Origin of the sequence: Saccharothrix sp. NPDC042600 (genome assembly GCF_040647305.1) — a bacterium.
Lineage (GTDB): Bacteria > Actinomycetota > Actinomycetes > Mycobacteriales > Pseudonocardiaceae > Actinosynnema > Actinosynnema mutabilis.
Genome location: NZ_JBEZBW010000065.1, coordinates 21,018 through 46,385, shown reverse-complemented (window position 1 = coordinate 46,385; position 25,368 = coordinate 21,018). Strand labels below are relative to the sequence as shown.

Annotated in this window: 20 protein-coding genes and 1 pseudogene; 9 read left to right on the top strand and 12 right to left on the bottom strand. The window is 72.4% G+C overall.

Going from position 1 to position 25,368, the window contains the following annotated elements:
- Positions 1 to 151: 151 nt before the first annotated feature.
- A pseudogene (locus AB0A74_RS29810) lies at positions 152 to 937 on the bottom strand (CoA-transferase); the annotation flags it as partial.
- Between the two features lie 114 nt (positions 938 to 1,051).
- Here AB0A74_RS29810 and AB0A74_RS29805 point away from each other — a divergent pair.
- The gene (locus tag AB0A74_RS29805) at positions 1,052 to 1,525 is read left to right on the top strand and encodes an SRPBCC family protein (protein WP_343931650.1); all 474 of its coding nucleotides are present in this window, start codon (positions 1,052 to 1,054) and stop codon (positions 1,523 to 1,525) included.
- A gap of 223 nt (positions 1,526 to 1,748) precedes the next feature.
- On the opposite strand, the gene AB0A74_RS29800 is transcribed toward AB0A74_RS29805, so the two are convergent.
- The 8 genes from AB0A74_RS29800 to AB0A74_RS29765 all read right to left on the bottom strand — a co-directional run bounded on the left by AB0A74_RS29800 (position 1,749) and on the right by AB0A74_RS29765 (position 12,241).
- Positions 1,749 to 2,081, bottom strand: coding sequence for a helix-turn-helix transcriptional regulator (locus AB0A74_RS29800; protein WP_358254580.1), 333 nt, complete (start codon positions 2,079 to 2,081; stop codon positions 1,749 to 1,751).
- Positions 2,082 to 2,171: 90 nt separating this feature from the next.
- A complete protein-coding gene (locus AB0A74_RS29795) occupies positions 2,172 to 2,624 on the bottom strand; it encodes a DUF4383 domain-containing protein (protein ID WP_358254578.1) in 453 nt (150 codons plus the stop codon).
- Positions 2,625 to 2,710: 86 nt separating this feature from the next.
- A complete protein-coding gene (locus AB0A74_RS29790) occupies positions 2,711 to 3,439 on the bottom strand; it encodes a hypothetical protein (protein WP_358254577.1) in 729 nt (242 codons plus the stop codon).
- A complete protein-coding gene (locus AB0A74_RS29785) occupies positions 3,436 to 7,857 on the bottom strand; it encodes a glycoside hydrolase family 38 C-terminal domain-containing protein (protein ID WP_358254575.1) in 4,422 nt (1,473 codons plus the stop codon). The genes AB0A74_RS29790 and AB0A74_RS29785 overlap by 4 nt, the downstream gene beginning before the upstream one ends.
- A 12-nt stretch (positions 7,858 to 7,869) precedes the next feature.
- Complete coding sequence (locus AB0A74_RS29780) at positions 7,870 to 9,219, bottom strand: discoidin domain-containing protein (RefSeq protein WP_358254573.1); 1,350 nt, start codon at positions 9,217 to 9,219, stop codon at positions 7,870 to 7,872.
- Between the two features lie 22 nt (positions 9,220 to 9,241).
- Positions 9,242 to 10,084: a carbohydrate ABC transporter permease gene (locus AB0A74_RS29775; RefSeq protein ID WP_358254571.1), complete on the bottom strand. Its 843-nt coding sequence runs from the start codon at positions 10,082 to 10,084 to the stop codon at positions 9,242 to 9,244.
- Complete coding sequence (locus tag AB0A74_RS29770; RefSeq protein ID WP_358254569.1) at positions 10,081 to 10,959, bottom strand: sugar ABC transporter permease; 879 nt, start codon at positions 10,957 to 10,959, stop codon at positions 10,081 to 10,083. The genes AB0A74_RS29775 and AB0A74_RS29770 overlap by 4 nt, the downstream gene beginning before the upstream one ends.
- A gap of 4 nt (positions 10,960 to 10,963) precedes the next feature.
- The gene (locus tag AB0A74_RS29765) at positions 10,964 to 12,241 is read right to left on the bottom strand and encodes an extracellular solute-binding protein (RefSeq protein WP_358254567.1); all 1,278 of its coding nucleotides are present in this window, start codon (positions 12,239 to 12,241) and stop codon (positions 10,964 to 10,966) included.
- A 134-nt stretch (positions 12,242 to 12,375) separates the two neighbouring features.
- Here AB0A74_RS29765 and AB0A74_RS29760 point away from each other — a divergent pair, with 134 nt between their 5' ends.
- The 3 genes from AB0A74_RS29760 (at position 12,376) to AB0A74_RS29750 (ending at position 16,286) form a co-directional block, all read left to right on the top strand.
- Positions 12,376 to 13,398 carry a LacI family DNA-binding transcriptional regulator gene (locus AB0A74_RS29760; protein WP_358254565.1) on the top strand — a complete coding sequence of 341 codons (1,023 nt, stop codon included), beginning with the start codon at positions 12,376 to 12,378 and terminating at the stop codon, positions 13,396 to 13,398.
- 19 nt (positions 13,399 to 13,417) lie between these two features.
- Positions 13,418 to 14,569 carry a glycosyl hydrolase gene (locus AB0A74_RS29755; protein ID WP_358254563.1) on the top strand — a complete coding sequence of 384 codons (1,152 nt, stop codon included), beginning with the start codon at positions 13,418 to 13,420 and terminating at the stop codon, positions 14,567 to 14,569.
- Between the two features lie 88 nt (positions 14,570 to 14,657).
- Complete coding sequence (locus AB0A74_RS29750) at positions 14,658 to 16,286, top strand: lectin (protein ID WP_358254561.1); 1,629 nt, start codon at positions 14,658 to 14,660, stop codon at positions 16,284 to 16,286.
- Here AB0A74_RS29750 and AB0A74_RS29745 read toward each other — a convergent pair whose 3' ends face one another.
- Both AB0A74_RS29745 and AB0A74_RS29740 read right to left on the bottom strand, forming a co-directional pair.
- The gene (locus tag AB0A74_RS29745) at positions 16,287 to 17,306 is read right to left on the bottom strand and encodes a family 2 encapsulin nanocompartment cargo protein polyprenyl transferase (RefSeq protein WP_358254559.1); all 1,020 of its coding nucleotides are present in this window, start codon (positions 17,304 to 17,306) and stop codon (positions 16,287 to 16,289) included.
- Positions 17,307 to 17,449: 143 nt separating this feature from the next.
- Positions 17,450 to 18,640, bottom strand: coding sequence for a cysteine desulfurase-like protein (locus AB0A74_RS29740; protein ID WP_358254557.1), 1,191 nt, complete (start codon positions 18,638 to 18,640; stop codon positions 17,450 to 17,452).
- A 115-nt stretch (positions 18,641 to 18,755) separates the two neighbouring features.
- Between AB0A74_RS29740 and AB0A74_RS29735 the strand changes: the two genes are divergently transcribed.
- The 5 genes from AB0A74_RS29735 to AB0A74_RS29715 all read left to right on the top strand — a co-directional run bounded on the left by AB0A74_RS29735 (position 18,756) and on the right by AB0A74_RS29715 (position 24,553).
- Positions 18,756 to 19,037 (top strand): metal-sensitive transcriptional regulator, encoded by a 282-nt coding sequence (locus tag AB0A74_RS29735; RefSeq protein ID WP_343931663.1) that lies wholly within the window; start codon positions 18,756 to 18,758, stop codon positions 19,035 to 19,037.
- 20 nt (positions 19,038 to 19,057) lie between these two features.
- On the top strand, positions 19,058 to 19,264 hold the full coding sequence (locus AB0A74_RS29730) for a heavy-metal-associated domain-containing protein (protein ID WP_358254555.1): 207 nt from the start codon (positions 19,058 to 19,060) through the stop codon (positions 19,262 to 19,264).
- Between the two features lie 47 nt (positions 19,265 to 19,311).
- A complete protein-coding gene (locus AB0A74_RS29725; RefSeq protein WP_358254553.1) occupies positions 19,312 to 20,223 on the top strand; it encodes a hypothetical protein in 912 nt (303 codons plus the stop codon).
- Complete coding sequence (locus tag AB0A74_RS29720) at positions 20,213 to 22,480, top strand: heavy metal translocating P-type ATPase (protein WP_358254551.1); 2,268 nt, start codon at positions 20,213 to 20,215, stop codon at positions 22,478 to 22,480. Before AB0A74_RS29725 ends, AB0A74_RS29720 begins: the two co-directional genes overlap by 11 nt.
- A 171-nt stretch (positions 22,481 to 22,651) precedes the next feature.
- Positions 22,652 to 24,553, top strand: coding sequence for a family 20 glycosylhydrolase (locus AB0A74_RS29715; protein ID WP_358254549.1), 1,902 nt, complete (start codon positions 22,652 to 22,654; stop codon positions 24,551 to 24,553).
- Positions 24,554 to 24,628: 75 nt separating this feature from the next.
- Here AB0A74_RS29715 and AB0A74_RS29710 read toward each other — a convergent pair whose 3' ends face one another.
- Complete coding sequence (locus AB0A74_RS29710; RefSeq protein ID WP_358254547.1) at positions 24,629 to 25,354, bottom strand: PaaX family transcriptional regulator C-terminal domain-containing protein; 726 nt, start codon at positions 25,352 to 25,354, stop codon at positions 24,629 to 24,631.
- Positions 25,355 to 25,368 lie beyond the last annotated feature (14 nt).

The following is a 25,368-nucleotide window of genomic DNA, read 5'->3' as shown; positions in this document are numbered from 1 at the left end:
CACCGCGCTCGGCCACACCGCGCTCGGCCACACCGCGCTCGGCCACACCGCGCTCCGCCACACCGCGCTCGGCCGCGCCACTGTCGCCGCGCCCGCCATCGCGCGCGGCTCGGCCGTCACCGTGGCGCTCAGCCGCGCCGGCCTTGATGCGCTCGACCCAGGCGGTGAACTCGTCGCGGTCGCGGCTGGTGGCGTCCCAAGCCGCGTAGTAGGCGTTGTCGCGTTCCGAATAGCCCTGCGCGTAGGAGGGGTGCGCGCCGCCCGGCACCTCCGCCACCGCGGTCACCGCCCACGACGGCAGCACGACCGCGCCGGGCACGGGGGTCAGCTCGTCCACGACCTCCTCGACCGTGACCAGGCTCCGCCGCGCCGCCAGCACGGCCTCCTTCTGCACGCCGAGCAGCCCCCACAACTGCACGTTGCCCCGCCGGTCGGCGCGCTGGGCGTGCACGACCGTCACGTCCGGGTTCAACGCCGGCACCGCGGTCAGCACCTCACCGGTGAACGGGCAGGTGATCGGCTTGATCGTCGGCGTGACCGTCGCCAGGTCGGTGCCGACGTACCCGCGCAGCACCGCGAACGGCAGCCCGGACGCGCCGGCGACGTACCGGTTGGCCATGCCGGCGTGGCTGTGCTCCTCGATCTCCAACGCCCGCGGCCACGCGTTCTCCACCGCGTCCCGGAAGCGGTGCAGCGAGCCGACCCCGGGGTTGCCGCCCCACGAGAAGACCAGCTTCCGCGCGCAGCCGGCGCCGATGAGCTGGTCGTAGACGATGTCCGGCGTCATCCGCACCAGCGTCAGGTCCCGACGGCCCTGGCGGATGATCTCGTGCCCCGCCGCCGTGGGGATCAGGTGGGTGAAGCCCTCCAGTGCCACCACGTCGCCGTCGGCCACCAGCTCGCCGACCGCGTCCGCCAACGTCGCTATCTCGGCCACGTCACCTCGCGTTGTTCGCATGCCGAACACAAGTTCTCAATACGAACACTACGAGCGTGGCGCTGCGCCGGTCAACCCTTGGTGGAGCCCCGGCGGTCCTCTAGATTCCGGAACGTGAGCGATCCGGATGCACGGGCGAGCGTCGACGTGGCCGCCCCGGCCGCGCGGGTGTACGAGCTGGTCAGCGACCTGGCGGGGATGGCGCGCCTGGCGCAGGAGTACTCGGGCGGGCGGTGGCTGGGCGGTGCGACCGGGCCGGAGGTCGGCGCGCGGTTCCGCGGCACCAACCGGCGCGGGGCGCGGCTGTGGACGACGGTCGCGACGGTGACCGACGCGCGGCCGGACCGCTTCGCGTTCGTGGTGCGGTCACTGGGGATGCCGGTGTCGCGCTGGCAGTACGACATCGAACCGGTGGACGGCGGCTGCCGCGTCACGGAGAGCACGTGGGACCTGCGCCCGGCGTGGTTCGTCCCGCTGACCGCGCTGGCGACCGGCGTCCGCGACCGGGGCACGCAGAACCAGGCGAACATCGAGGCCACGCTGGCGCGGCTGAAGCAGGCGGCGGAGCGGTCGGCCGACCGGGCCTGACCCGCTGGGGGGCGGATGGGTGGGCCGGGCGGGTGAGGCGTCGGAGAGGTCGGGCGGGTGAGGCGTCGGGCGGGCGGCGTCGTGCGGGTGGCGTGGGGCGGGTGGCGTGGGGCGGGTGGCGTCGGGCGGGTGGCGTCGGGCGGGTGGCGGTGGGACGAAGCCGCCGGCCGGTCCGCGGGGGACCGGCCGGCGTGGCTTGATCGGGAAACGCCCGTCGGGGTGCTCAGTCCGCCAGGCGCTTGAGGCGGCGGCGGAGTTCGGCGACCAGTTCGTCGTCGGTCAGGTCAGCCGGATCGGGCCGGGTGTGCTTGAGTTGCGCCTCCTCGGCGGTGATCAGCTCGGCCGCGACCATCACCTCCAGCGGGCTCACCTCGAACAGCTTCGCGATGGCCCGGGCGGTGTCGATGTTGATGGACTTGCCCCGCCGCCAGTCGGTGAACCGGCTGCGGTGGACGCCGGTCGCTCGGGAGAGGTCCCCCGTGCTCAGGCCGCGGTTCTCCAGGTTGGTCTCGATGTAGGTCCACAAGGGCGACGGGGTGACGGAATCTTCGCTCACCCCGCCGATTGTAGTTGTGAGCGCGCAACCGACGTCAGGTGCGTCCGTTCGTGGCGTGTCGCGCGCGTCCCGGTGACGTCACCGCCGGGGTCAGACCGCGCCGCGTCGCCCGATCCGGGACGACTTGCCCAGGGTGAACCCCAGCGCCACCATGCCGAGACCGAGGCCGAGGTGCAACCAGTTGTCGGCGGTGTTCACCGGAACGAAGTTCGCGGCGCTGTCGTGGTCGATGAGCAGCCCGTAGAGCCACAGCACGAGGTACACGACACCGCCGCCCACCAGGTACGTCACCGCGCCGCTGACGGTGCGGGCCATCAGGAAGCCCACCACGCCGAACGCGAGGTGCACGAGGTTGTGCAGGATGGAGACGTTGAAGACCCCGAGCAGCTGCGCCTGTGACTCGTGCCCCGCGAACTGCATGGTGTCGTAATTCGTAGTGAGGCCCGGGATGAAGCCGGCGATCCCGACCAGCGCGAACACCACACTCACCGCGAGTGCGGCCGACTGCACCGGCGTCCGGGTGAGCGCTCCGCTTGTGCTCATGTCAAGCTCCCTGTCACGAGGGGAATGTCGAGCCTGACCACCCGACTACCCAGCGCGACCCCCGCAAAACACCGGCCGGCGGTGGGTCAGTGGCGGTGGGTGCAGTCGGGTTGGGACGGGTCGCCCGGGTGCTCGAAGCCGGGGGCGGTGACGACCGCCGTCGCCCGACGGTGGTCCAACCATCGGCTGAATTCGCGCAGCCGGGCGCCGCGCCGGCGGCGGTCCGGCGAGTCCGCGTCCACCGGGCGGTCCTCGTGCTCGTCCGCGACCGCGCGGTGCTCGCCGTGGCCCACCACGGTGCCCGGCGGGGACGTTCGCAGGGCGTCGGCCACGGCGGCGGGCAGGTCGTCCAGCGTGGACCACCCGATCGGGGACAACGACGCGCCGTACCGGACGCGCCACCACCGCCGGACCGCCGGTTCCTCCGCCTCGCCCGGCGCCGCCGGCACGACGGCCGCGAACACCGCGCCCACCTCGGCGCACGACTGCCACGCCGCCGCGCCGATCGACCCCAGGTGGACCGCCGCCACCGAGTCCAGCGGCACGTGCGAGGTCACCCGCAACGCCCGCGCCGCCGCTTCCCGCCGGCACAGCTCCTCGGTCAGCAGCACGTGCGCGGTCCACCGCGCCAACTGGCGGTCCTCGCTGGTGCCGGGCTTGGGCAGCGCCCCCGGCCGGGCGCGCAACGCCGCCAACCGAGCGTCCAACGCCGCCCGCGGCACGGGCACGCCCTCGACCCACCCGACCACGGTCGCCTCACGCTGGGCGCGCGCGGCCGACGCCTGGTCCGACGGGTGGTGATGGTGGTGGTTCACCGCACCTCCACCGGGACCGCCGGCGTGTACTGCACGCGCCCGAACCACATGAGCTTCACCATCACCCACCACGTGCCCGGTTCCGTGCCCTCCGGCACGTCCACCGCGAACTCCACCCGACCGGTGGCCCCGGCCGGCACGCTGAACCCCTTCGCGTAGGGCCCGACGAACCCCCACGTGCCCCACGGACTCACCGGCATCGCCTCGCCGTCCACAGCGGAGGAGGCGTCGTTGGCCAGCGACACCGCCACCACCGCGCGCCCGCCGGGGGCGACCACGACCGCGTCGCTCATGCCGGTCACCCGCAGCCCGGTCGTCCGGCCGGACGTCGCGGTCGTGCCCTCGATCTGCTTGCCGTGGTCGATCTCCGGGCCGGGTGGCGGCGGCACGACGTCGTCCAGCGGGCCACCGGGGACGAGCACGCTCACGACGTCCTCGACCAGGTCCTCCCCGACCGGGACCTGCACCCGGACGAAGTACAACCCCGGCCCGCCCGACGGCACCACCTCCAGCGGGAACGACGTGTGGCCACCGGCGGCCAGGGTGATGGGCCGCTCGGCGGGCGTCACGGCCCAGCCCTCCGGCGCGACCACCCGCAGCGTCCCGCTGAACCGCGCCGATACCTGGCTGGCGACGGTGACCGAAGTGGACAGCGGACCGTCGGCGGCGGTCAGCACCGTGGGCGCGGCGGTGACGCTGACCGGGAAGAACCCCATCGGCGCGGGCCCGCGGTTGTGCAGCCAGTACCGCGCGTACACCGGCTGCGCCACCTCAGCCGACGCCCCGAGCACCCCGCCGGCCGCCAGACCCGCGCCCCCGCCGGCCGCAGCCCACCCGGTCTCGGCCGACCCGCTCTCGGCGGGCGCGGTGTCGGTGGGCGCGGTGTCGGTGGGCGCGGTGTCGGTGGGCGCGGTGTCGGTGGGCGCGGTGTCGGCCACGACCGTGGCGATTTGCGACCCGTCGAGCGCCACGACCACCCGTCCGTCGGCCAGCACCGGCTCGCGCCGCTCCTGCTCCAGCAGATCGGCGGTGTGCGCGGCCGTCCACGGCACCACCGAGGACACCGTCGCCGTCACCGGTCGGCCCGTCGTCTCGACCAAGCGCAGCGTCATGCCGCTCGGCTGCTCCGGCGACCCTGACCCTGACCCCGATTCCGACGCCGACGCCGATCCGACCGCGCTCGGGTTGCCGGCCCGTTTCACCGTCTGCACCTGCACCCGCCGCTCCGGCGACACGGTCAGCAACGCGTGCCGCGCCGGCAGTACCCCGGAGTGTGCATCTACCACCCGACCGTGCAGCGGAGCCGAGAATTCCTGACCCTGAGCCACCAGGTCCGTCGCCCGCCAGTCACCGGCGCCACTCACCAGAGCGTAATCGAAGTCGTGCGTCCAGTGCTGCAACTGGAACGCCGACCCGTCCGGCGCGCGCCGCACCGGCGGGTCCAGCCAGATCCCGGACGGCCACCCCGTGCACGACCGCATGAGCGACAGGTGCAGCGCGCCCTCCGGGTCCACGGCGAACCCGGGGATGCCGTACGACAGCAACCCGACGGTGTGCTCGTCCACCAACCGCGTCGGCCCGACCGCCACGGCGGTCACCTCGGCGTCGCCCACCGCGAACTCCCCGGCCACCAGCGCGATCTCGGCGGCCAGCGCCTCGGCGTCCACCCCGTCCACCACCACGACCGGCAACGAGCGCGGCGAACGCAGGTCCGCGTTGGGCCGCCACGCCTCCTCCACGGCCGACGACCCCGGCACGAACACCCGCGCCGCGCCCCGGTCGGCCAGTTGCCGCTCCAGCTCGTCCCGCCACGCGTCGCCGGCCGCGTCCAGGACCTCCGCCGCGATCGGGTTGCGGTCCGGGCCGCCCAGCACGATCCGCACGTCCGGCAGGTTCGAATCCACCCGCAGCCACCCGTACCGGGCACCCTCGGCGGTCGACGTGGTCGCCGTGACGCCCACCCGCGCCAGCGCCACCACCAGCTCACGCGCCAGCGGCGCGGCGTCGGGCGGGGTCGGCACGACCACCTCGGCCACCGCGATCGCCGCCCGCCCGAGCACCGCGCCCCCCGGCGACACCAGGCGCAGCGCCGCCGTCGTGCTCAGCCCGAAGAACGTGTTGGCCGGGTTGTCCAGGGTCCACGGCGCGACGGCGGTGTCGGAGTCCGGCAGCGCGAACCCCCGCGCGATCACGGCCCCACCGACCTCGCTCACCGGCCGCGCCCCCGGCACGTCCACCGGGAACTTCACCCGCAGCAACTGGTCGGACCCGGTGAACGCGGGCACGCGGGTGCGCAGGTCGAGCCGGTCCACGCCGTGCCACAACGTGATCCGCTGCTCGTACCGCACGTCGCCGACCCGCCCGGACACCTCCAGCCGGCTGCCCACCGGGCTGTGCGCCACCCGCACCCGCGCGGGCGACGACGCCGACGACACCACGGTCCCGGTGGGCAGCAGGTGCCACGGCCCTTCGCCGAACTCGGGGTGCTGCGGGTACTCGTCGTAGAGCCGCAGCTCGTTGCCGACCTCGCCTTCCCGCACCAGCTCCCGCCCGGAGGCCACCTCGCGGATGCTGCGCAGCCCGCCGCCCCGCGCCGGGTCGGCCTCGACGGCGAAGTGCGAGTTGGCGATGGCCACCCCGGCCCCGACCTCCCACAGCGGCAGGGCGTCGTCGGACTCCACCAGCCGCCAGGTCCGCCACCCCATCCCCGGCACGTCGGAAGCCACGAACGCCAGCACCGTCGACTCGCCGACCGCCTCGGCCACGAACGGCACCGGCGCGCCCGAGGCGTCCAGCAACCGCAGACCCGACGACCCGGGCACGGTCACCCGCACGACGTCGGTCCGCGCGAACGCCAGGGTGTTGACGACCGTGACCGCCCGCCCGACCTCGGACGTGTCCACCCGCCCGAGGATCGCCGCCAGCGACCGGTCCCGCACGTCCACCGCCAGGTCGTGCGCCTCCCGCCACCCCGACACCAGGTCGATGTACACCTGGTCGGACTCGGACCCGGTGATGGCGTCGTGGTGCGCGCCGTACGCCAACTGCCGCCACACCTTGTCCAGCGCCGCCTCCGGATAAGACCCCAACCCCAGCGCGGACGCGAACACCGCCAGCTTCTCGGCATCGGTGGCGGCCACCTCGGCGGCCCGCTGCGCCTGCTTGGTGTCGATGTAGGAGACGTCCTTGCCGGTGTAGACCGGGTTCATGTCCCGTGTCTGCGGGCTCGGCTCGACCCCGCGCGCGCTCAACTCCTCGTGCACGGCGGCGAAGAAGTCCTGCGGCGTCCCGCACACGAACTTCGGCCACACGTACCGCGACGCCCATTCGCGGTGGATCAGCGTGACCCACTTGTTCGGCGGCGTGTAGTCCGTGCCGACGGGCAGCAACGTGTTGCGGGTGGCCGCGACCGGCTTCACCGCCCGGAACAGGTCGTAGACCTTGCCGCACGCCTCGTCCAGCGTGGCGGAGGAGTCCATCCACCAGCCCGCCGAGTAGTGGTTGGGCATGTAGTGCGTGAGGACCCCGCGCCCCGACGGTGAGATCCACTCGAACTCGGCGGGGAACTGCATGTTCGCCGCGTCCCCGCCGGCCTCGTCGAACTTCGTCAGCAGCGGCCCCCACTGGTGGAACGGCCCGCGCGCCCACGACGTGCTGGTCAGCCCGGCCTCGGCGACCAGCCCGGGGAACTGCGGGTCGTGCCCGAACACGTCGAGCTGCCACGCCGTGCGCGGGTCCGCGCCCATGATCGACCGCTGGTAGCCCACGCCGTAGACCAGGTTGCGGATGGTCGTCTCGGATCCGGTGAGGTTGGTGTTCGGCTCGTTGTACGTCCCGCCCATCACCTCGACGCGACCTTCGGCGATCAGGTCCCGCAGCACCTGCCGGTACTCGGGGTGCACGTCCCAGAACGGTTTGAGGTAGTCCACCTCGGCCAGCACGAACGCGTAGTCGGGGTCGGACAACGCCATGTCGAGGTGCGCCCGGACCAGGTTGAACCCGTTGTGCTCCCACACCGGGCGGGTGGTGCCGTCGTCACCCTGGAGCTCCCAGGTCTGCGTGTAGGCGGCCTGGGTGTTCCACCAGACGGGGTCGTAGTGGAAGTGCGAGACCAGGAACATCCGCCACCCGGTCTCCTCCACCCTCACCACGGCGTCCACAGTGGACTCGCCAAGGGAGGCCTTGACCGGTACTTCCGCGCCGACCGGAGCGGACGTGGTGACGGGGACTTCCACCACCACCTCGCCCTCGCCGGGTCCGGTGAGGGCCGAGCCGGTCAACCCCGGCCCGGACACCTCGACGGGCAGGGCCGCGGACCCCGCGCCCCGGTCGACGGTGACGCGCACCACCTGCCGGGGCTGGTCCTCGGTGCCGATGAACAGGTCGGTCGAGACGACCGACAGGATCCGCGCTGCCACTGCGCTCCTTCGTCAGGCGTAGGCTTCGAACTCGTAGATCCGGGCCGCCGCGTCACCGGTCTGGGTCGGCGTGGTCACGTTCAACCGCAGGTAACGGGCGCTCGCCGAGCTGATCGGGTGCGTGGTCACGCTCGCCGTGTTGGCCGTGACCGTGACCCTGGTCGTCCAGTTCGTGCCGTCGGTGGACGTCTGGATGGTGAAGGCCTTCGTGTTGTACGAGGCCGACTCGCCGCCCGCGCCGGCGTGGCGGACGGTGAAGCCCGCGACCGTCTGCGTCGAGCCCAGGTCCACCCGCAGCCACTTCGAGGACGCCAGCGAGCAGAACTTGTCGCTGTTGCCGCCGGTCACGCTGCCGTTCACGGCCTTCGCCGGGCCTTCGGCCGAATTGCAGGACGTCGAACCGGTGGCGGGCTTGTTCAGGGCCAGGTTCGCCGGCGGGGGAGTGGTGCCCTTCTGGTACGACGTGATCAGGCCCGCCCACTCCCACGGCCGGGCCGTGCCGCCCGGGTTGGACGTGAAGTACTCCCACCCGGCCACGCCGCCGAAGTCCGGGTACTTCTGCGCCAGGGACTGGATGGTGGACTTCAACGTCGTGGTGACGTCCACGTACCCGCCGCACAACGACGGGTGGGTCAGGGAACTCGCGACCACCTTGTTCGGCGGGAACAGGCCCCGGCGGATGATGTTGTCGTAGGCGGTGGTGTTCGACAGGGACGCCCAGCCGCAGTAGAACTGCGCGTTGTACCAGTCGATCTGCGCGCCCCGGTCGCGTTCGAGCTGGTCGTAGTCGAAGCCGGACAGGTTGCCGCCGCCCGCCAGCGCCGGGGCGACCGGGGCGAGGGTGATGATGAAGTCGGAGCCGAAGTCCGCGCGCAGGGCGTCGATGACCCGCTTGATGCCGGCCAGGGACATGCTCTCTTCGACATCCAGGTCGACGCCGTCGAGCTTGTAGGTGCTGACGACGTTGCGCAGTCTCGGGTAGTAGGTGTCGAACTCGGTGTCCAGGCGCGTGAAGGTGCCCGGTGCCGCGCCGCCGACCATCATCGAGACGTTGACCCCGCGCGCCTGCATGGCGGCCAGGTCCGCCCACATCTGGGTGTAGCGGGGATCGGCGGGCGGGTGGTCGTTGAGGTGGACGGTGCCGTCGCCGTTCAGGTGCAGGGCGGCGACCAGCACGTCCGTGATGCCGGTGTTGTTGTCCAGCAACGGTTTGGGGGACACGTACGTCCCGTTGAGGTACTGCGTCTGGTAGTAGACGACGGTCCGCTTCGACGTCGCCTCCTGGGCTTGGGCGGGGGTGGGGAGCAGGGCGGAGCCCAACAGCGCCAACGCTGCGGCCGTGCGGAGAATCGTTGTTTTCACAGGGAACAACCTCCGATGTGTGTTACCCCTTGATGGCGCCTTCCTCGACGCCGCGGAAGAAGAAGCGCTGGAGGGTGGCGAAGACGACCACGATCGGGATGAACGCGATCATCGTCCCGGCCGCCACCACCCGCGGGTTGGACGTGAACGACGAGTTCAGGTACTGAAGCCCCACGGTGAGCGTGTAGTTCTCCGGGTCGGTCAGCACGATCAGCGGCCACAGGAAGTCGTCCCACGCCCCGATGAACGCGAAGATCACCACCACGCTCAGCATCCCGCGCACGCTGGGCAGCCCGATCCGGACGAACCGCTGCCACGCGTTGGCGCCGTCGATGTAGGCGGCCTCGTCCAGCTCGCGCGGGATCGCCAGGAACGCCGCGCGCATCAGCAGGATGTTCAGCATGCCGATCGCGCCCGGCAGCGCCACGCCGACCAGGGTGTCGGCCAGGCCCAGCTCGCGGACCGTGACGCACTGCGAGACGATCGTGACCTCGCCGGGCAGCACCAGCGTGGCCAGGAGCAGGCCGAGCACGAGCTTGCCGCCCCGGAACCGCAGCCGGGCCAGCGCGAACCCGGCCAGCGTCGCGCCCACCGCGTTGCCGGTGATCGTCAGGGCCGCCACGACCAGCGAGTTGCCGATGTAGTCCCACACCGGGATCGCGCGGGCGACCTCGGCGTAGTTGCCCAGGGTGGGCTGTTCGGGCAGGAACCTCGGCGTGGCGGTGTAGATGTCCTCGCCGGGACCCTTGAACGACGTCGAGAGCTGCCACAGGAACGGGCCGACGGTGATCAGCAGGACGAACACCAGCAGCGCGTACCGCAGGACCTTCTCGCGCGGGCTGGTGCTGTTGAAACCCCGGCTCACGCGTCGGCCCCCTTCCGGTTCAGGCGCAGCAGCAACAACATCGGACCCAGCGTGACGACGAACAACAGGATGCTCAGGGCGGAGGCGTAACCCAGGTGGCCGGTGAATCCCCGGCTGTACATCTGGATGAGCATCACCACCGACATGTCCCGACCACCCGGGCCGCCGGTGCCGTTGGTCAGCACGTACAGCTCGGAGAACACCCGCAGCGCCGACACCGTGATCAGCACGCTGACCAGCAGCATCGTGTTGCGCACACCGGGAACCGTGATGTTCAGGAAGCGGCGGACGGGGCCCGCGCCGTCCACCGCCGCCGCCTCGTGCAGGTCCCGGCTCACGTTCCCCAGCGCCGACAGGTAGATCACCATGTAGTACCCGAGGCCCTTCCACACCGTCAGCCCGATCGCGCTGAAGATCAGCAGCCACCGGTCGGTGAGGAACGGCACCGGCCCGGACACCACACCGAGCTGTCGCGCCAGTCCGTTGACCGCGCCCCGGTCCTCCAACAGCCAGTTCCAGATCAGCGCGACCACCACCGCGGAGGCGATCACCGGCGAGTAGAACGACGTGCGGAAGAACGTGATGCCCGGCAGCCGCTTCTCCACCAGCACCGCCAGCAGCAGCGGCACCACCGTCAGCACCGGCAGGCACACCAGCATGTAGACGATGCTGTTGAGCAGCGCGTCGGCCAGTTGGTCGTCGGTCAGCAGCCGTTCGAAGTTCGCGGCGCCGACGAACGTGCCGCCGCCCAGCGGTTTGGCGTTGGTGAACGACAGCACGACCGTGTTCAGCGACGGCCAGAGGTTGAACACCGCCAGCCACACCAGGGCGGGCAGGACGAGCAGCCAGGGGGTGAACCAGCGGTGCGTCGGCATCGGGTCAGCTCTTCAGCAACTCGTCACACTTGGCCACGGCCCGGTCCAGCGCCTCCTTCGAGGAGATCTCCCCGTTGACCGCCAACGAGATCTGTTGCTTGACGTAGTCGCCCATCGCCTCGCTGACCACCGGCGGCTGGAGCAGCTTGGCCCCGCCCAGCGCTTGGAACGCGAGCACCTTCGCGTCACCGGCGTTGGTGCCGTCGCTCTGGCTGAACGCCGGGTCGCTCGCCGAGGCCGTGGTGGACGGGAAGATGCCGGGCACCAGCTTGGCGAACGCGGCCTGGTTCTCCGGGCTGGTCACGAACCGGGCCAGCGCCAGCGCGGCGGGCAGGTTCCCGCTCTTGCGCGACACCGACAGGCCCTGCACGTACAGCGGGGGCGTGCCGAACGCCGCCGACGGCACGATCTTCGCGGCCAGCGTCGGGTTGTCCACCTTGATGCTGTTGATCGTGTTGCCGCCGCCGGTGGTCCAGGCGACCTGCTGCTTCTTGAACAGCTCGCTGTTGCCCAGGTACTTGTCGGTGAGCACGTCGCGCGGCATCAGGCCCTCGGCGAACGCGGCGCGGTACTTGTCCAGCACGGCCGCGGCCTCCGGCGTGTTGAACGTGAACCGGCTGCCGTCGTCGGAGAGCAGCTTGACGCCCGCGTTGGCCAGGTCGCCCAGTTCGGGCTTGCGGCTCATCAGGTACATCTGCCCGCCCGAGCGCTCCTTCATCACGCGGGCCTGCGCGATGAGGTCGTCCACGGACGCGGGCAGCTTCTTCGGGTCCAGACCGTTCTGCGTCAACAGGTCGGCGTTCCAGTAGTTGACGTCGGTGTTGAGGTACCAGGGGTAGGCGTAGGCGCCGGTGAGACCGGCGAACTCGTACGCGCTCACGCCGCCCTTGACGTAGTCGTCGCGCAGCTTGTCGTCGTTGGCCGACACGTCGAGCAGCATCTGCTGCTTGGCCAACGGCAGCGCCATGTCCGGCGGCAGGTTCACCACGTCCGGCAGCTCGCCCGACGCGGCCTGGCTGAGCACCTTGTCGGCGTAGCCGTCACCGGGCTGGTCGAGCCACTTCACCGTGGTGCCGGGGTACTTCCGCTGGAACGCGTCGATCACGCCCTGCACGTGGTCGGTGAACTTCGGTTTCAGCGCCCAGGTCTGGAGGCTCACCTCGCCCTTGACCTCGCCCGCGGCCCCGACCTCGCCACCGCTCGTGCCGCCGCCGAGACCGCACCCGGCGAGCACCGCCGCGGTGGCCGCGAGCACGGCCGACCGGGTCAGAAGCGTGCGCATACGCCCTCCCGTCCACTCTGACGCAGGAATCAGATAAACCGGTATAGTTCCGGACTATCCTTCGCATCGACGGGCACTGTCAAGGGCCGTGCGGCGGCGGACCCGGACAGAAAACAGGACATCGGAGGCGGGCGATGAGCAGACCCACGATCGCCGACATCGCGCGCCGGGCGGGCGTGTCCAAGGGCGCGGTGTCCTTCGCGCTCAACGGGCGCCCCGGCGTCAGCGAGGACACCCGGGCGCGCATCCTCGCCGTGGCCGAGGAGATGAACTGGCGCCCACACAGCGTGGCCCGCGCCCTGGGCGGCGCGCGCGCCGACTCGGTGGGCCTGGTGATCGCGCGGCCGGCGCGGACCCTGGGCGTCGAGCCGTTCTTCGCCAAGCTGCTCTCCGGCCTGCAGGCCGGGCTGTCCGCGCACTCGGTCACGTTGCAGCTGATGATCGTCGAGGACGTGCAGGAGGAGATCCGCGTCTACCGGCGGTGGGCCTCCGAGCAGCGCGTGGACGGCCTGGTGCTGGTCGACCTGCGCACCCGCGACCCGCGCATCGACGTGGTGGACGAGTTGCTGCTGCCCGCCGTCGTGATCGGCGGACCCGGCCGGCACGGCTCCCTGTGCAGCGTGTGGGCCGACGACCGCGAGGCCATGACGTCGATCGTGGAGTACCTCGCCGCGCTGGGGCACAGGCGGATCGCGCACGTCGCCGGCACGCCCGAGTTCCGGCACACCCAGCGCCGCACCCGCGCGCTGCGCGACGCGGCCGGCCGACTGGGCCTCGCGGGCGTCGAGTCGCTGCACACCGACTTCAGCGACACCGAGGGCGCGGCGACCACGCGCACCCTGCTGAGCAGGCGCGACCGGCCGTCGGCGATCGTCTACGACAGCGACCTGATGGCCGTGGCCGGGCTGGGCGTGGCCACGGAGATGGGCGTGTCCGTGCCGGGCGAGGTGTCCATCGCGTCGTTCGACGACTCGGTGCTGACCGAGCTGACCCACCCGGCGATCACGGCGTTGTCCCGCGACACCTACGCGTTCGGCGAGCGCGCCGCGCTGGCGCTGCTGGACCTGCTGGCCGACCCGAACGCGCCGCGCGAGGTGAAGACCGAGACGCCCCGGCTGACCGTCCGCGAGAGCACGGCCCCTTGGAGCGGGCGCTAAAACGGTTTAGCTTGAAGGCGTGACCAACTCCCTGCGCCTCGGGGCGAACTACGTGCCGTCCGCCGGCTGGCTCTACAGCTGGCTCGACTTCTCCGCCGACGCGGTCCGCCGCGACTTCGCCGACCTGGCGGAGCTGGGCCTGGACCACGTGCGGGTGTTCCCGATCTGGCCGTGGATCCAGCCCAACCGGGGGCTGCTGCGCCCGGTGGACGACCTGCTGACCACCCTCGACGTCGCCGCCGAGTTCGGCCTGGAGGTCGCGGTCGACCTGCTCCAGGGGCACCTGTCCAGCTTCGACTTCCTGCCGTCGTGGGTGCTCACCTGGCACCGCCGCAGCGTGTTCACCGACCGGGACGTGCGCGACGGCATCGCCGCCTACGCCGCGTACGTCTCCGAGGCCGCCGCGAGCCGCGCGAACGTCTTCGCGATCACCCTGGGCAACGAGGTCGACAACCTGTGGCCGGCCAACCCGACCACGCCGGCGGCGTCCCGGGCGTGGGCCGCCGAACTGGTGGACGTGGTGCGGGAGGCCGCGCCGGGCGTCGCCGCGCTGTACTCGGTGTACGACGACGCCTGGTACGCGCCGGACCACCCGTTCCACCCGGCCGACGCGGTGGAGCTGGGCGACCTGACGACCGTGCACTCGTGGGTGTTCAACGGGACCTCGCGCCTCGACGGTCCGCTGGGTCCGGCGACCGTGACCCACGCCGACTACCTGGTGTCGCTGGCCGCCGCCGCCGCGCCGGGTCGCCCGGTGTGGTTGCAGGAGGTGGGCGTGCCGCGCCCGGACGTGCCGGCGGGCGACGCGGCGGCGTTCGTGCGGGCGACGCTGGACGCCGTCGCCGGGAACCCCGCGCTGTGGGGCGTGACCTGGTGGTCCTCGCACGACATCGACCGCGCGCTGCTGGACTTCCCCGACCGCGAGTACGACCTGGGCCTGTTCACCACCGACCACCGCCGCAAGCCCGCCGCCGAGGCGCTCGCGGGGTTCGCCGCCGGGCCACGCCCCGTTCCGGCGACCGGGTCGGCCGTGGAGTGCCCGATCGACCTGCTGACCGAGCCGCACCGGCGGGCGGAGGTCGCGCCGGGCAGCGCGTTCCACCTCGATTGGGTCCGGCGGCGGCAGGAGGGCCGGGTGGCGATCGAGCCGGCCCGGGTGGCGACATACTGACACAGAATCGAACAACACTGGTCAGGAAGTATGGCTTGCGGTAAGTGTTGTGAACACAACCGAACATGCCTGTGCCGGAGGAGAGGCAATGACGCCCACTCGGTCGCTTCGCGGTGCCCTGTCCCTGATCGCCGCCGCGCTCGCGGTCTCCACCGCTGTCGCCCTGCCCCCGGCGGCCCACGCCGCGCCGGGGAGTCCCGCGCCCACCCCGCCCCTGGGGTGGAACTCCTGGAACACGTTCGGCTGCGACATCGGCGAGACGCTGATCAAGCAGGCCGCCGACGCGATGGTGTCGTCGGGCCTGAAAGCCGCCGGCTACCAGTACGTGGTGATCGACGACTGCTGGTTCGACCCGAACCGCGACGCGCAGGGCAACCTGCGCGGCCACCCGGACCGGTTTCCCGGCGGCATGAAGGCGCTGGGCGACTACATCCACTCCAAGGGCCTGAAGTTCGGCATCTACCAGGTGCCCACCGACCGGACCTGCGCCCAGCGCGGCGGCGCGTACCCCGGCGCGACCGGCAGCCTCGGCCACGAGGTGCGGGACGCCGCCACGTTCGCCTCCTGGGGCGTGGACTACCTCAAGTACGACTGGTGCTCGCCCGAAGGCTCCCGCGACTACCAGGTGGAACGCTTCACGATCATGCGCGACGCGTTGCGCGCCACCGGCCGGCCGATCGTCTACAGCATCAACCCGAACAGCTACCACGCCGACAAGACCGGTGCCACCTACAACTGGAGCCAGGTCGCCGACCTGTGGCGCACCACCGAGGACGTCCTGGACATCTGGCAGAACGGCAACGTCAACGCCTACCCGATGGGCGTGGTCAACGCCGTGGAGATCAACGCGCCCCTTGCGGCGCAAGCCGGTCCGGGGCACTGGAACGACCCGGACATGCTGGTGGTGGGCCGGCCGGGGCTGACCCTCACCGAGTCGCGCTCGCACTTCACGCTGTGGTCGCTGATGGCCGCGCCGCTGATGGCGGGCAACGACATCCGGTCCATGTCGGCGGAGGTGAGCGCGATCCTGCGCAACCCCAGGCTGATCGAGGTCAACCAGGACCCGCTCGGCGCGGCCGGACGTCCGGTGAAGGCGAACGTCTACGCCAAGCCGCTGGCGGACGGGTCGGTGGCGGTGGCGTTGCTCAACCGGGGCACCTCGACGGCGACGATGGCCACCACGGCGGCGGAGATCGGGCTGTCCGGGTCGTCGTTCACGCTCACCGACCTGTGGAGCGGTGCGGTGTCCTCGTCGTCCGGGGCGATCAACGCCGCCGTGCCGGCGCACGGGGTGGCGGCGTTCCGGGTCAGCGGCGGGAGTCCGGTCGTCGGCACGACATCGTCCGTGCGCGGCGTCGGGTCGGAGCGGTGCCTCGACGTGTCCGGAGGCAAGGCCGTGGCGGGTGCGGACGTCCTGGTGTGGGACTGCCACGGCGCGGCGAACCAGCTGTGGACCAGTTGGCCCAACAAGGAACTGCGGGTGTTCGGCTCGTTGTGCCTCGACGCCTACAACGGCGGCACCACCCCCGGCACACGGGTGATCAGTTGGACGTGCAACGGGCAGAGCAACCAGCAGTGGACCTTCCACGCGGACGGCACGATCCGGGGCGCGTCGGGCCTGTGCCTGGACGTGTCCGGCGGCGGCACGGCCAACGGCGCCAAGCTCGTGCTGTGGACCTGCCACGGCGGGGCCAACCAGCGCTGGACCCGCGGGTAGTCACCGGTCGCGGTTGACCACCAGGTCGGCCAGCGCGGCCAGTTCGGCGGCGGGGCGGGGCGCGGGAGCGGTGTCGGCCAACCGGTCCAGCGCCTCGTCCAGCAGCCGGCGCGACTCGTCGTGGCTCCACGACCGCCCGCCGGCCCGCTCGACCAGCTCGGCCATCCGCACGACGTCCTCGTGGCCGGGCGGGGCGGGACGTCGGTACAGAGTGGACAGTTCGCGGGCGAAGGGCGTGCCCGAGGCCAGCGCGGCCACCACCGGCAGGGACTTCTTGCGGCTGAGCAGGTCGGTGTGCGCGGGCTTGCCGGTCTTGTCCGGGTCGCCCCAGATGCCCAGCAGGTCGTCCACGTGCTGGTAGGCGATGCCCAGCAGCCGGCCGAACTCGTGCAGCCGCGCGACGGTGGCGGGCGGCGCGCCGGCGAACGTCGCCCCCAACGCGCAGGCGGCGGCGAGCAGGGCGGCGGTCTTGTGCTCCACCATGTCCAGGCACTCGCCCAGCCCGACCTCCGGCCGCCGCTCGAACACCAGGTCGGCGTACTCGCCGTCGACCAGGTCCAGCAGGGCCGCGGTGAGGACCCGCGCGGCGGCCGGGTGCTCGGACGCGGCCAGCACCTCCGCCGCCAGCGCCAGCAACGCGTCCCCGGTGAGGATGGCGGCGCTGGTCCCGAACACCGCCCACGCCGTGGGCCGGTGGCGGCGGGTGCGGTCCCGGTCGAGGACGTCGTCGTGCAGCAACGTGAAGTTGTGCGCGAGTTCGACCGCGACGGCGGCGGGCACGGCGGTGTCGGCGCGAGCGCCCGACGCCTCGGCGGCGAGCAGGACCAGCGCCGGCCGGACCGCCTTGCCCCCGGCCGCGTCGCCCGGCCGGCCCCGGCGGTCCCACCACCCGAGGTGGTACCCGGCGACCAGCCGGACCGGCGCGGGCAACCGGTCGACGGCGGCCCGGAGGGCGGGCTGGACGAGTTCGCGACTCCAGGCCAACACGGCGGACGCCGGTCGAACCGGGGCGATGGACATCGCTCCTCCTCGACTACTCCGAAGGGTGGCGGCACTCGCCGCACGGAGACCACGCCGTCATCCCTCGGCCCGTCCCATGCTTCCGCGCCCGAGCGACCGTGTCTGTCCACCACTCCGACTACGCGGCTGCTCTCCGCGCGCGGCTATCCGTCGAGGAAGTCGGCCAGGGCGTGGCGGAGCCGGGCCACCTCGTCGTCGGTCGAGTACGCGGCCAGGCCGATCCGCAGGCCGCCCCGGTCGCCCAGACCCAGGTGGCGGGAGGTCTCGATGGCGTAGAACGAGCCGGCGGGCGCGTTGATGTTCCGCGTCGCCAGGAATCGGTACGCGTCGGCCGGGTCGTGGTCGGCGAACGTGACGAGCAGGGTCGGCGTGCGCAGCCGCGCCCGCGAGTGGACGGTGACACCGGGCAGGGTCCGCAGGCCTTCCTCCAGGACCGCGCGCAGGCGGCCTTCGTGCACGGCCACGGCGTCCATCGACCGCTTGACGCGGGCGCGCCGGTCGCCGTCGCCCGGCGCCAGGTCCGCGATGAAGTCGACCGCGGCCGTCGTGCCCGCCAGCAGCTCGTAGGGCAGGGTGCCCAGCTCGAAGCGCTCCGGCACCGCGTCCGTGGACGGCAGCAGCTTGTCCGGGCGCAGCGTCGCCAGCAGGGCGGGGTCGGCGGCCAGGACGCCGAGGTGGGGGCCGAAGAACTTGTAGGGCGAGCACACGAAGAAGTCCGCGCCCAGCTCCGCCACGTCCACCGCGTGGTGGGCGGCGAGGTGGACGCCGTCCACGTACAGCAGCGCGCCGGCCTCGTGGGTCGCGCGCGCGATGTCGGCCAGCGGGGGACGGGTGCCGATCAGGTTCGACGCGGCGGTCACCGCCACCAGCCGCGTCCGGTCGGTCGGCGCCACCGGGTCCAGCTCGCCGGTCGCGGGGTCGAACCCGACCCACCGGACCACCGCGCCCACCGCCTCGGCCACCTGCACCCACGGGCGCACGTTGGCGTCGTGGTCGAGCCTGGTCACCACCACCTCGTCGCCCGGCCGCCACGACCCGGCCAGGGTCCGGGCGAAGTCGTAGGTCAGCTGGGTCGCGCTGCGCCCGAGGACGATCCCGTCCGGGGTCGCGGCCAGCAGGTCGGCCAGGGCGTGGCGGGCGGCCAGGACGATGTCGTCGGTGGCGCGTTCGGCGGCGGTCACCCGGCCGCGGTTGGCCAGGGGCGCGGTCATGGCCCGGTGCACCGCGTCGGCGACCCGGGCCGGGACCTGGGAGCCGCCCGGTCCGTCGAAGTGGGCCGTGCCGGTGGCCAGGGACGGGAAGCGGGCGCGGACGGCCTCGACGTCGTAGCTCATGCGCGCCACTCTGACACGCCCGGTATACCCCGGGAGGGTGTGTGCGCGGTCACGTCGGTTTGCGCTGGGTACCCCCCAGGGGTATAAATGGACCCGTAGCGGGAAGGAGCGGGACATGCGGGGTTACACCAGCGGCAAGGACGACTACCTGGCGCGACTGCGGCGGGTGGAGGGCCAGGTCCGGGGTATCCAGCGGATGGTGGACAACGACGAGTACTGCATCGACGTGCTCACCCAGATCGCGGCGGCCACCAAGGCGCTGCAGGCGGTCTCGCTCGGACTGCTCGACGAGCACCTCAAGCACTGCGTGGCCGAGGCGCTGACGCAGGGCGGCGAGGGCGCCGACGCGAAGGTGCGCGAGGCCAGCGACGCGATCGCCAGGCTGGTGCGTTCGTGAACGACCGAGGAGGAACAACGATGGCCGAGTCCACTTACACCGTCACGGGCATGACGTGCGGGCACTGCGTGGCGTCCGTCACCGAGGAGGTCGCCAAGATCTCCGGCGTGACCGACGTGGCGGTCGACCTGCCGACCGGCGCGGTCACGGTGACCAGCGCCGAACCGGTGGCCGAGGCGGACGTGCGCGCCGCCGTCGAGGAAGCGGGCTACGCGCTCGCGGGCTGAAGCACCACCCACCGGGAGCCCGGCTCCCACCACGAAGGACTCAGACGATGAACACAGCAGCGAAGCTCTCCGCCTACGGTGTGGCGCTCGCCCTGGTCGCCACCGGCGCCTGGGCGGTCGGGAGCGCTGTCGGACCCCTTTCCGCCGAGCAGGCCCCCAAGGCCGACGAAGGCGGCACGCACGGCAGTGAGGCCGCCGGGCACGGGGACACCCACAGCGGCACCGTCGCGGAGGGCGCGCAGGACCTGCCCAAGGGCCTGGCGTCGACCAGGGGCGGCTACACCCTCGCGCCCACCGCGACGACCCTGCCGACGGGCACCTCCCCGCTCTCCTTCCGCATCCTCGGGCCCGACGGGCACGCGGTGACCTCGTTCGAGGTCGAGCACGACAAGAAGATGCACCTGATCGTGGTGCGCCGGGACACCGCCGGCTACCAGCACGTCCACCCCGAGATGGCCGCCGACGGGACCTGGTCGGTGCCGGTGACCCTGCCCGCGGGCGGCTCCTACCGGGTGTTCGCCGACTTCAAGCCGGCCGGGGCCGCGGCGACCACGCTGGGCGCGGACGTCTCGGTCGCGGGCGACTTCCAGCCCAAGGCCCACGCCGAGGCGCGAGTGGCCCAGGTGGACGGTTACCAGGTGCGTTTGGACGGTGACCTCAAGCCCGGCCAGGCGTCGCCGCTGAAGCTGACCGTCAGCAAGGACGGCGGGCCGGTCACGGACTTGCAGCCCTACCTCGCGGCGTATGGTCACCTGGTGGCACTGCGGCAGAGCGACCTGGCCTACCTCCACGTGCACCCCGAGGGTTCGCCCGGGGACGGCAAGACCGCGCCGGGGCCCGAGATCGCGTTCGTCGCGGAGGTGCCCAGCGAGGGCGGGTACCGGTTGTTCCTGGACTTCCAGCACGGCGGTGTCGTGCGCACGGCCGAGTTCACCGTGGAGGCGGGTCATGGCCACTGATCTGGAACTCTCGATCACCGGCATGACGTGCGCCTCGTGCGCCAACCGGATCGAGCGCAAGCTCAACAAGCTCGACGGTGTGACCGCGACGGTCAACTACGCCACCGAGAAGGCCAAGGTGTCCTTCCCGGAAGGGCTGGACCCGCGGACGTTGGTGGCGACGGTCGAGGCGGCCGGGTACGGCGCGAGCCTGCCCGCCCCGAAGACCGAGCAGGCCGCCCCGGTCGAGGTCGATCCCACGACGTCGCTGCGGCAGCGGCTGCTGGTGTCGGTCGCGCTGACCGTGCCGGTGATCGTGCTGGCGATGGTGCCGGCGTGGCAGTTCGACTTCTGGCAGTGGATCTCGTTGACGTTGGCCGCGCCGGTGATCGTGTGGGGCGCGTGGCCGTTCCACCGGGCGGCGGCGGTGAACCTGCGGCACGGCGCGGCCACCATGGACACCCTGGTGTCGATGGGCACGCTGGCGGCGTTCGCGTGGTCGGTCTACGCGCTGCTGTGGGGCACGGCCGGCACGCCCGGCATGACGCACCCGTTCGAGCTGACCATCCAGCGCACCGACGGCGCGGGCTCGATCTACCTGGAGGTCGCGGCCGGGGTGACGACGTTCATCCTGGCGGGCCGGTACTTCGAGGCGCGGTCCAAGCGGCGGGCCGGCGCGGCGCTGCGGGCGCTGCTGGAGCTGGGCGCGAAGGACGTGGCGGTGCTGCGGGACGGCCGCGAGGTCCGGGTGCCGATCGGCGAGCTGGCCGTCGGCGACCGGTTCGTGGTGCGTCCGGGCGAGAAGATCGCCACCGACGGCGTGGTCGAGGACGGCAACTCCGCCGTGGACGCGTCGATGCTGACCGGCGAGTCGGTGCCGGTCGAGGTCGGTCCCGGCGACGCCGTGGTCGGCGCGACCGTGAACGCCGGCGGCCGGCTGGTCGTGCGGGCCACCCGGGTCGGCGCGGACACGCAGCTGGCGCAGATGGCCCGGCTGGTGGAGGACGCGCAGAACGGCAAGGCCGAGGTGCAGCGGTTGGCCGACCGGGTGTCCGGGGTGTTCGTGCCGATCGTGATCGCGCTGGCCGTCGGGACGCTCGCGTTCTGGCTGGGCGCGGGGGAGGGCACGGCGGCGGCGTTCACCGCCGGGGTCGCGGTCCTCATCATCGCCTGCCCCTGCGCGCTGGGGCTGGCCACGCCCACGGCGCTGCTGGTCGGCACGGGTCGCGGCGCGCAGCTCGGCATCCTGATCAAGGGGCCGGAGGTGCTGGAGTCGACCCGCCGGGTGGACACGGTCGTGCTGGACAAGACCGGCACCGTGACCACCGGCCGGATGAGCCTGCACGCGGTGCACGCCACCGGTTCCGAGGACGAGGTGCTGCGGCTGGCGGGCGCTCTGGAGCACGCCTCCGAGCACCCGATCGCCAAGGCGATCGCCACGGCCGCCGCCGAGCGGGTGGGCGAGCTGCCCGAGGTGGAGGGCTTCCAGAACCTGGAGGGCCTGGGCGTGCAGGGCGTGGTCGACGGGCACGCGGTGCTCGTGGGCCGGGAGCGGTTGCTGGCCGAGTGGAGCGTCCACCTGGACGGGGAGCTGGCGGCGGCCAAGGCCGAGGCCGAGGGGCAGGGCCGCACCGCGGTGCTGGTGGCCTGGGACGGCCAGGCGCGTGCGGTGCTGGTCGTGGCCGACACGGTCAAGCCGACCTCGGCGGAGGCCATCGCCGGGCTGCGCGGCCTGGGGCTCAAGCCGGTGCTGCTGACCGGGGACAACGCGGCCGCGGCGAAGGCCGTCGCCGCCGAGGTCGGGATCGACGAGGTCATCGCCGAGGTCCTGCCCAAGGACAAGGTGGACGTCATCGCCCGGCTGCAGGCCGAGGGCCGGGTCGTCGCGATGGTCGGCGACGGCGTCAACGACGCGGCGGCGCTGGCCAAGGCCGACCTGGGCCTGGCGATGGGCACCGGCACGGACGCGGCGATCGAGGCGTCCGACCTGACGCTGGTGCGCGGCGACCTGCGGGCGGCGGTGGACGCCATCCGGTTGTCCCGGCGGACGCTGGCCACGATCAAGGGCAACCTGTTCTGGGCCTTCGCCTACAACGTCGCCGCCCTGCCGCTGGCCGCGCTGGGCCTGCTCAACCCCATGATCGCCGGCGCCGCGATGGCCGCGTCCTCGGTGTTCGTGGTGACCAACAGCCTGCGGCTGCGCGGGTTCCGCGGCACGGTCGGGGAGACCCCCGCCCAGTCCGCGCCCCGCCCGGAGAAGGTGCCCGCGAAGGTCTGACCCTTCCCGCTCGTGGATGGCCCGGAACCCGACCAGGTTCCGGGCCATTCGTATGAGTGAAAGTGGCGTTTAGGGCCTTCTTCTGAACAACTCTTGACATAACGTGCGCATCGGGCTGCACTGAGCCGCGCAATTGGTCCAGACCAGCTCCCCTGCCTGGAAGGAACCGCGATGCCACGTCTCCGCACGCTGGTCACGGCGCTCGCCGTGCTGGCGGCCTCCGCCGCGCTGCCCGGCCCGGCCCTCGCCCAGGCGGCGAACCCCAAGCCGCAGACCATTCCCGCCCTGCGCGAGTGGACCGGCGGGACCGGCGACTTCACCTTCGCCGACACCGCCCGGATCGTCCGCGACCCCGCGCTCGCGACGACCGCCGGCGTGTTCGCCGACGACCTCACCGCCCGGTTCGGCCGCCCGGTCGCCCAGGTGGACGGCGGCGCGCGGGCCGGGGACGTCGTCCTGCGGCTCGGCTCCACCGACACCGCGCTGGGCGAGGAGGGCTACGCGCTCAGCGTCACCGACCGCGTGGTCGTCACCGCCCGCACCGACGCCGGCGCGTTCTACGGCACCCGCACGGTGCTGCAACTGCTCAAGCAGCGCACCACCATCCCGCGCGGCACCGCCCGCGACTGGCCGCTCAAGCGTGAACGCGGCCTGATGGTGGACAACGGCCGCAAGTACTTCACGCCGCAGTGGCTCGCCGACCACGTGAAGGAACTGGCCTACCTCAAGCTGAACTACCTGCACCTGCACCTGACCGACAACCTCGGTTTCCGCATCGAGAGCGAGAAGCACCCCGAGTACGTCTCCGCGCAGCACCTGACCAAGCAGCAGGTGCGCGACCTGATCGCGCTGGCCGCCAAGTACAAGATCACCGTCGTGCCGGAGTTCGACGCGCCCGGCCACATGGACGCCATCCTGGCCAAGCACCCGGACCTGAAGCTGGTCAGCAGCGGCGGGACGGTCAACCACGGGTTCATCGACCTCAGCAAGCCGGCCGCCTACACGCTGATCAAGGACATCTACGACGAGTACCTGCCGCTGTTCCCGGCCCCGTACTTCCACATCGGCGCGGACGAGTACGTGACTGACTACGCGGCCTACCCGCAGCTGCTCACCCACGCCCGCGCGAACTACGGCTCGACGGCCAACGCCAAGGACACCTACCTGGGCTTCGTCAACTGGGCCAACGGGATCGTGCGCGCGGCGGGCAAGACGACCCGCGCGTGGAACGACGGCCTGCACGGCGGTTCGGCGGTGCGGGTGAACCCGAACATCGTCATCGAGTTCTGGTACGACTACGGGCTCTCGCCGCAGCAGCACGTGGACAACGGCCACCTGATCTCCAACGAGAGCTGGGACCCCACCTACTACGTGCTCTACAACGGCGGCGTCGGCCGCCCGAACACCACGTGGGGCTACGAGACCTGGAACACCAACGTCTTCCAGGGCGGCCAGACCCTGAACGCGGCCTCGCAGACCCGCAACCTGGGTTCCAAGATCCACGTGTGGTGCGACTACCCGGCGGGGGAGACCGAGGCGCAGATCGCGTCGGGCATCCGGGACCCGTTGCGCATGCTGGCCCAGCAGACGTGGGGCTCGCCGAAGCCGGTCCCGACGTGGTCGGCGTTCACCTCGGTCATCGCGTCGGTCGGGCGCAACCCGGCGTGGCCGTCGTCCGCGCAGCCGGGGAACCTCGCCTTCGGCAAGCCGGTGACGGTGTCCTCGGTGGAGACGCCCGCGTTCCCGGGGGTCGACGCGGTGGACGGCGACTACGGCAGCCGGTGGTCCAGCGCCTACGCCGACGGCGAGTGGATCACCGTGGACCTGGGCGCGACCCGGCAGGTCGGCCGGGTGAAGCTGACGTGGGAGACGGCGTACGGCCGCGCCTACCGCGTCCAGTCCTCGGTGGACGGTGTCGCGTGGACGACGTTGCGCGAGGTGACCGCCGGTGACGGCGGGACGGACGACCTGACCGGGCTGTCCGGGTCGGGCCGGTACGTGCGGGTGCAGGGCGTGACCCGGGCGACGACGTGGGGCTACTCGCTGTACGAGTTCGAGGTGTACGGAGCGTGAGCGCGGGAGGGTCGGGGCGCGCCTCGGCCCTCCCCGTCCCGGCGGCGCCGGGAGTCGGGCAGAAGGCCGCCTGCGTCAACCCGACCGCAGTGCCGCCAGGTCCGCCAGTTCGCGCTGGTAGCCGCGGTAGGCCACGCGCAGGTCGTCGGCGGGCCAGGGGCGGGGCAGCAGCGAGTCCGGCAGGATCGGGTCGGCGAGCAGGTGGCGCACGATGGCCGCGGCCGTGGTGAAGCGGTCCACCGGCTGGTCCACCGCGCGGAAGTGGCGCAGCAGGGCGCGGCCGTGGGCGGACCAGTCGTCGAGGTCCCACAGCGTGCGCGCCAGCTCCGCCGACGGGGTCTGCGGCACGGCGGTGAACCGCTGCACGCCCGGGTCGGCGCTCCACGCCCGGCGCAGGTTGGCCGGGCGCAGCCACAGCCCCTCGCGCAGTTCGCCCAGGCGCAGCGCGGTCATCCGGGCGCGCAGGGCGGCGCGGTCGGCGGGGCTGCGGCCGGTGGCGGTGACGGCGACGATCTCCCACGTGCCGTCCCACGCGACGGTGCTGGGGTCCACGGCCTCGTCCTGGCGGCGCTGGCGCTGCACCAGGCGGTCGTTGAGGCGGTAGGTGCCGTCGGCGCGGTGCAGGTCGCCGGTGGCGACCATGCGGGTCAGGGCGACGCGCAGCGCGGTGTCGTTGATGCCGAACAGGGCCGCGATCCGCACGAGTTCGCGCACCGGCAGTTCGGGCGGGTGCGCGCCGAGCAGGGTGCTGAGCACCACCGAGCGCGCGGTCAGCGGGCGCAGCCGGAGCTCCTGCGTCACACGCGCCTCCCGGT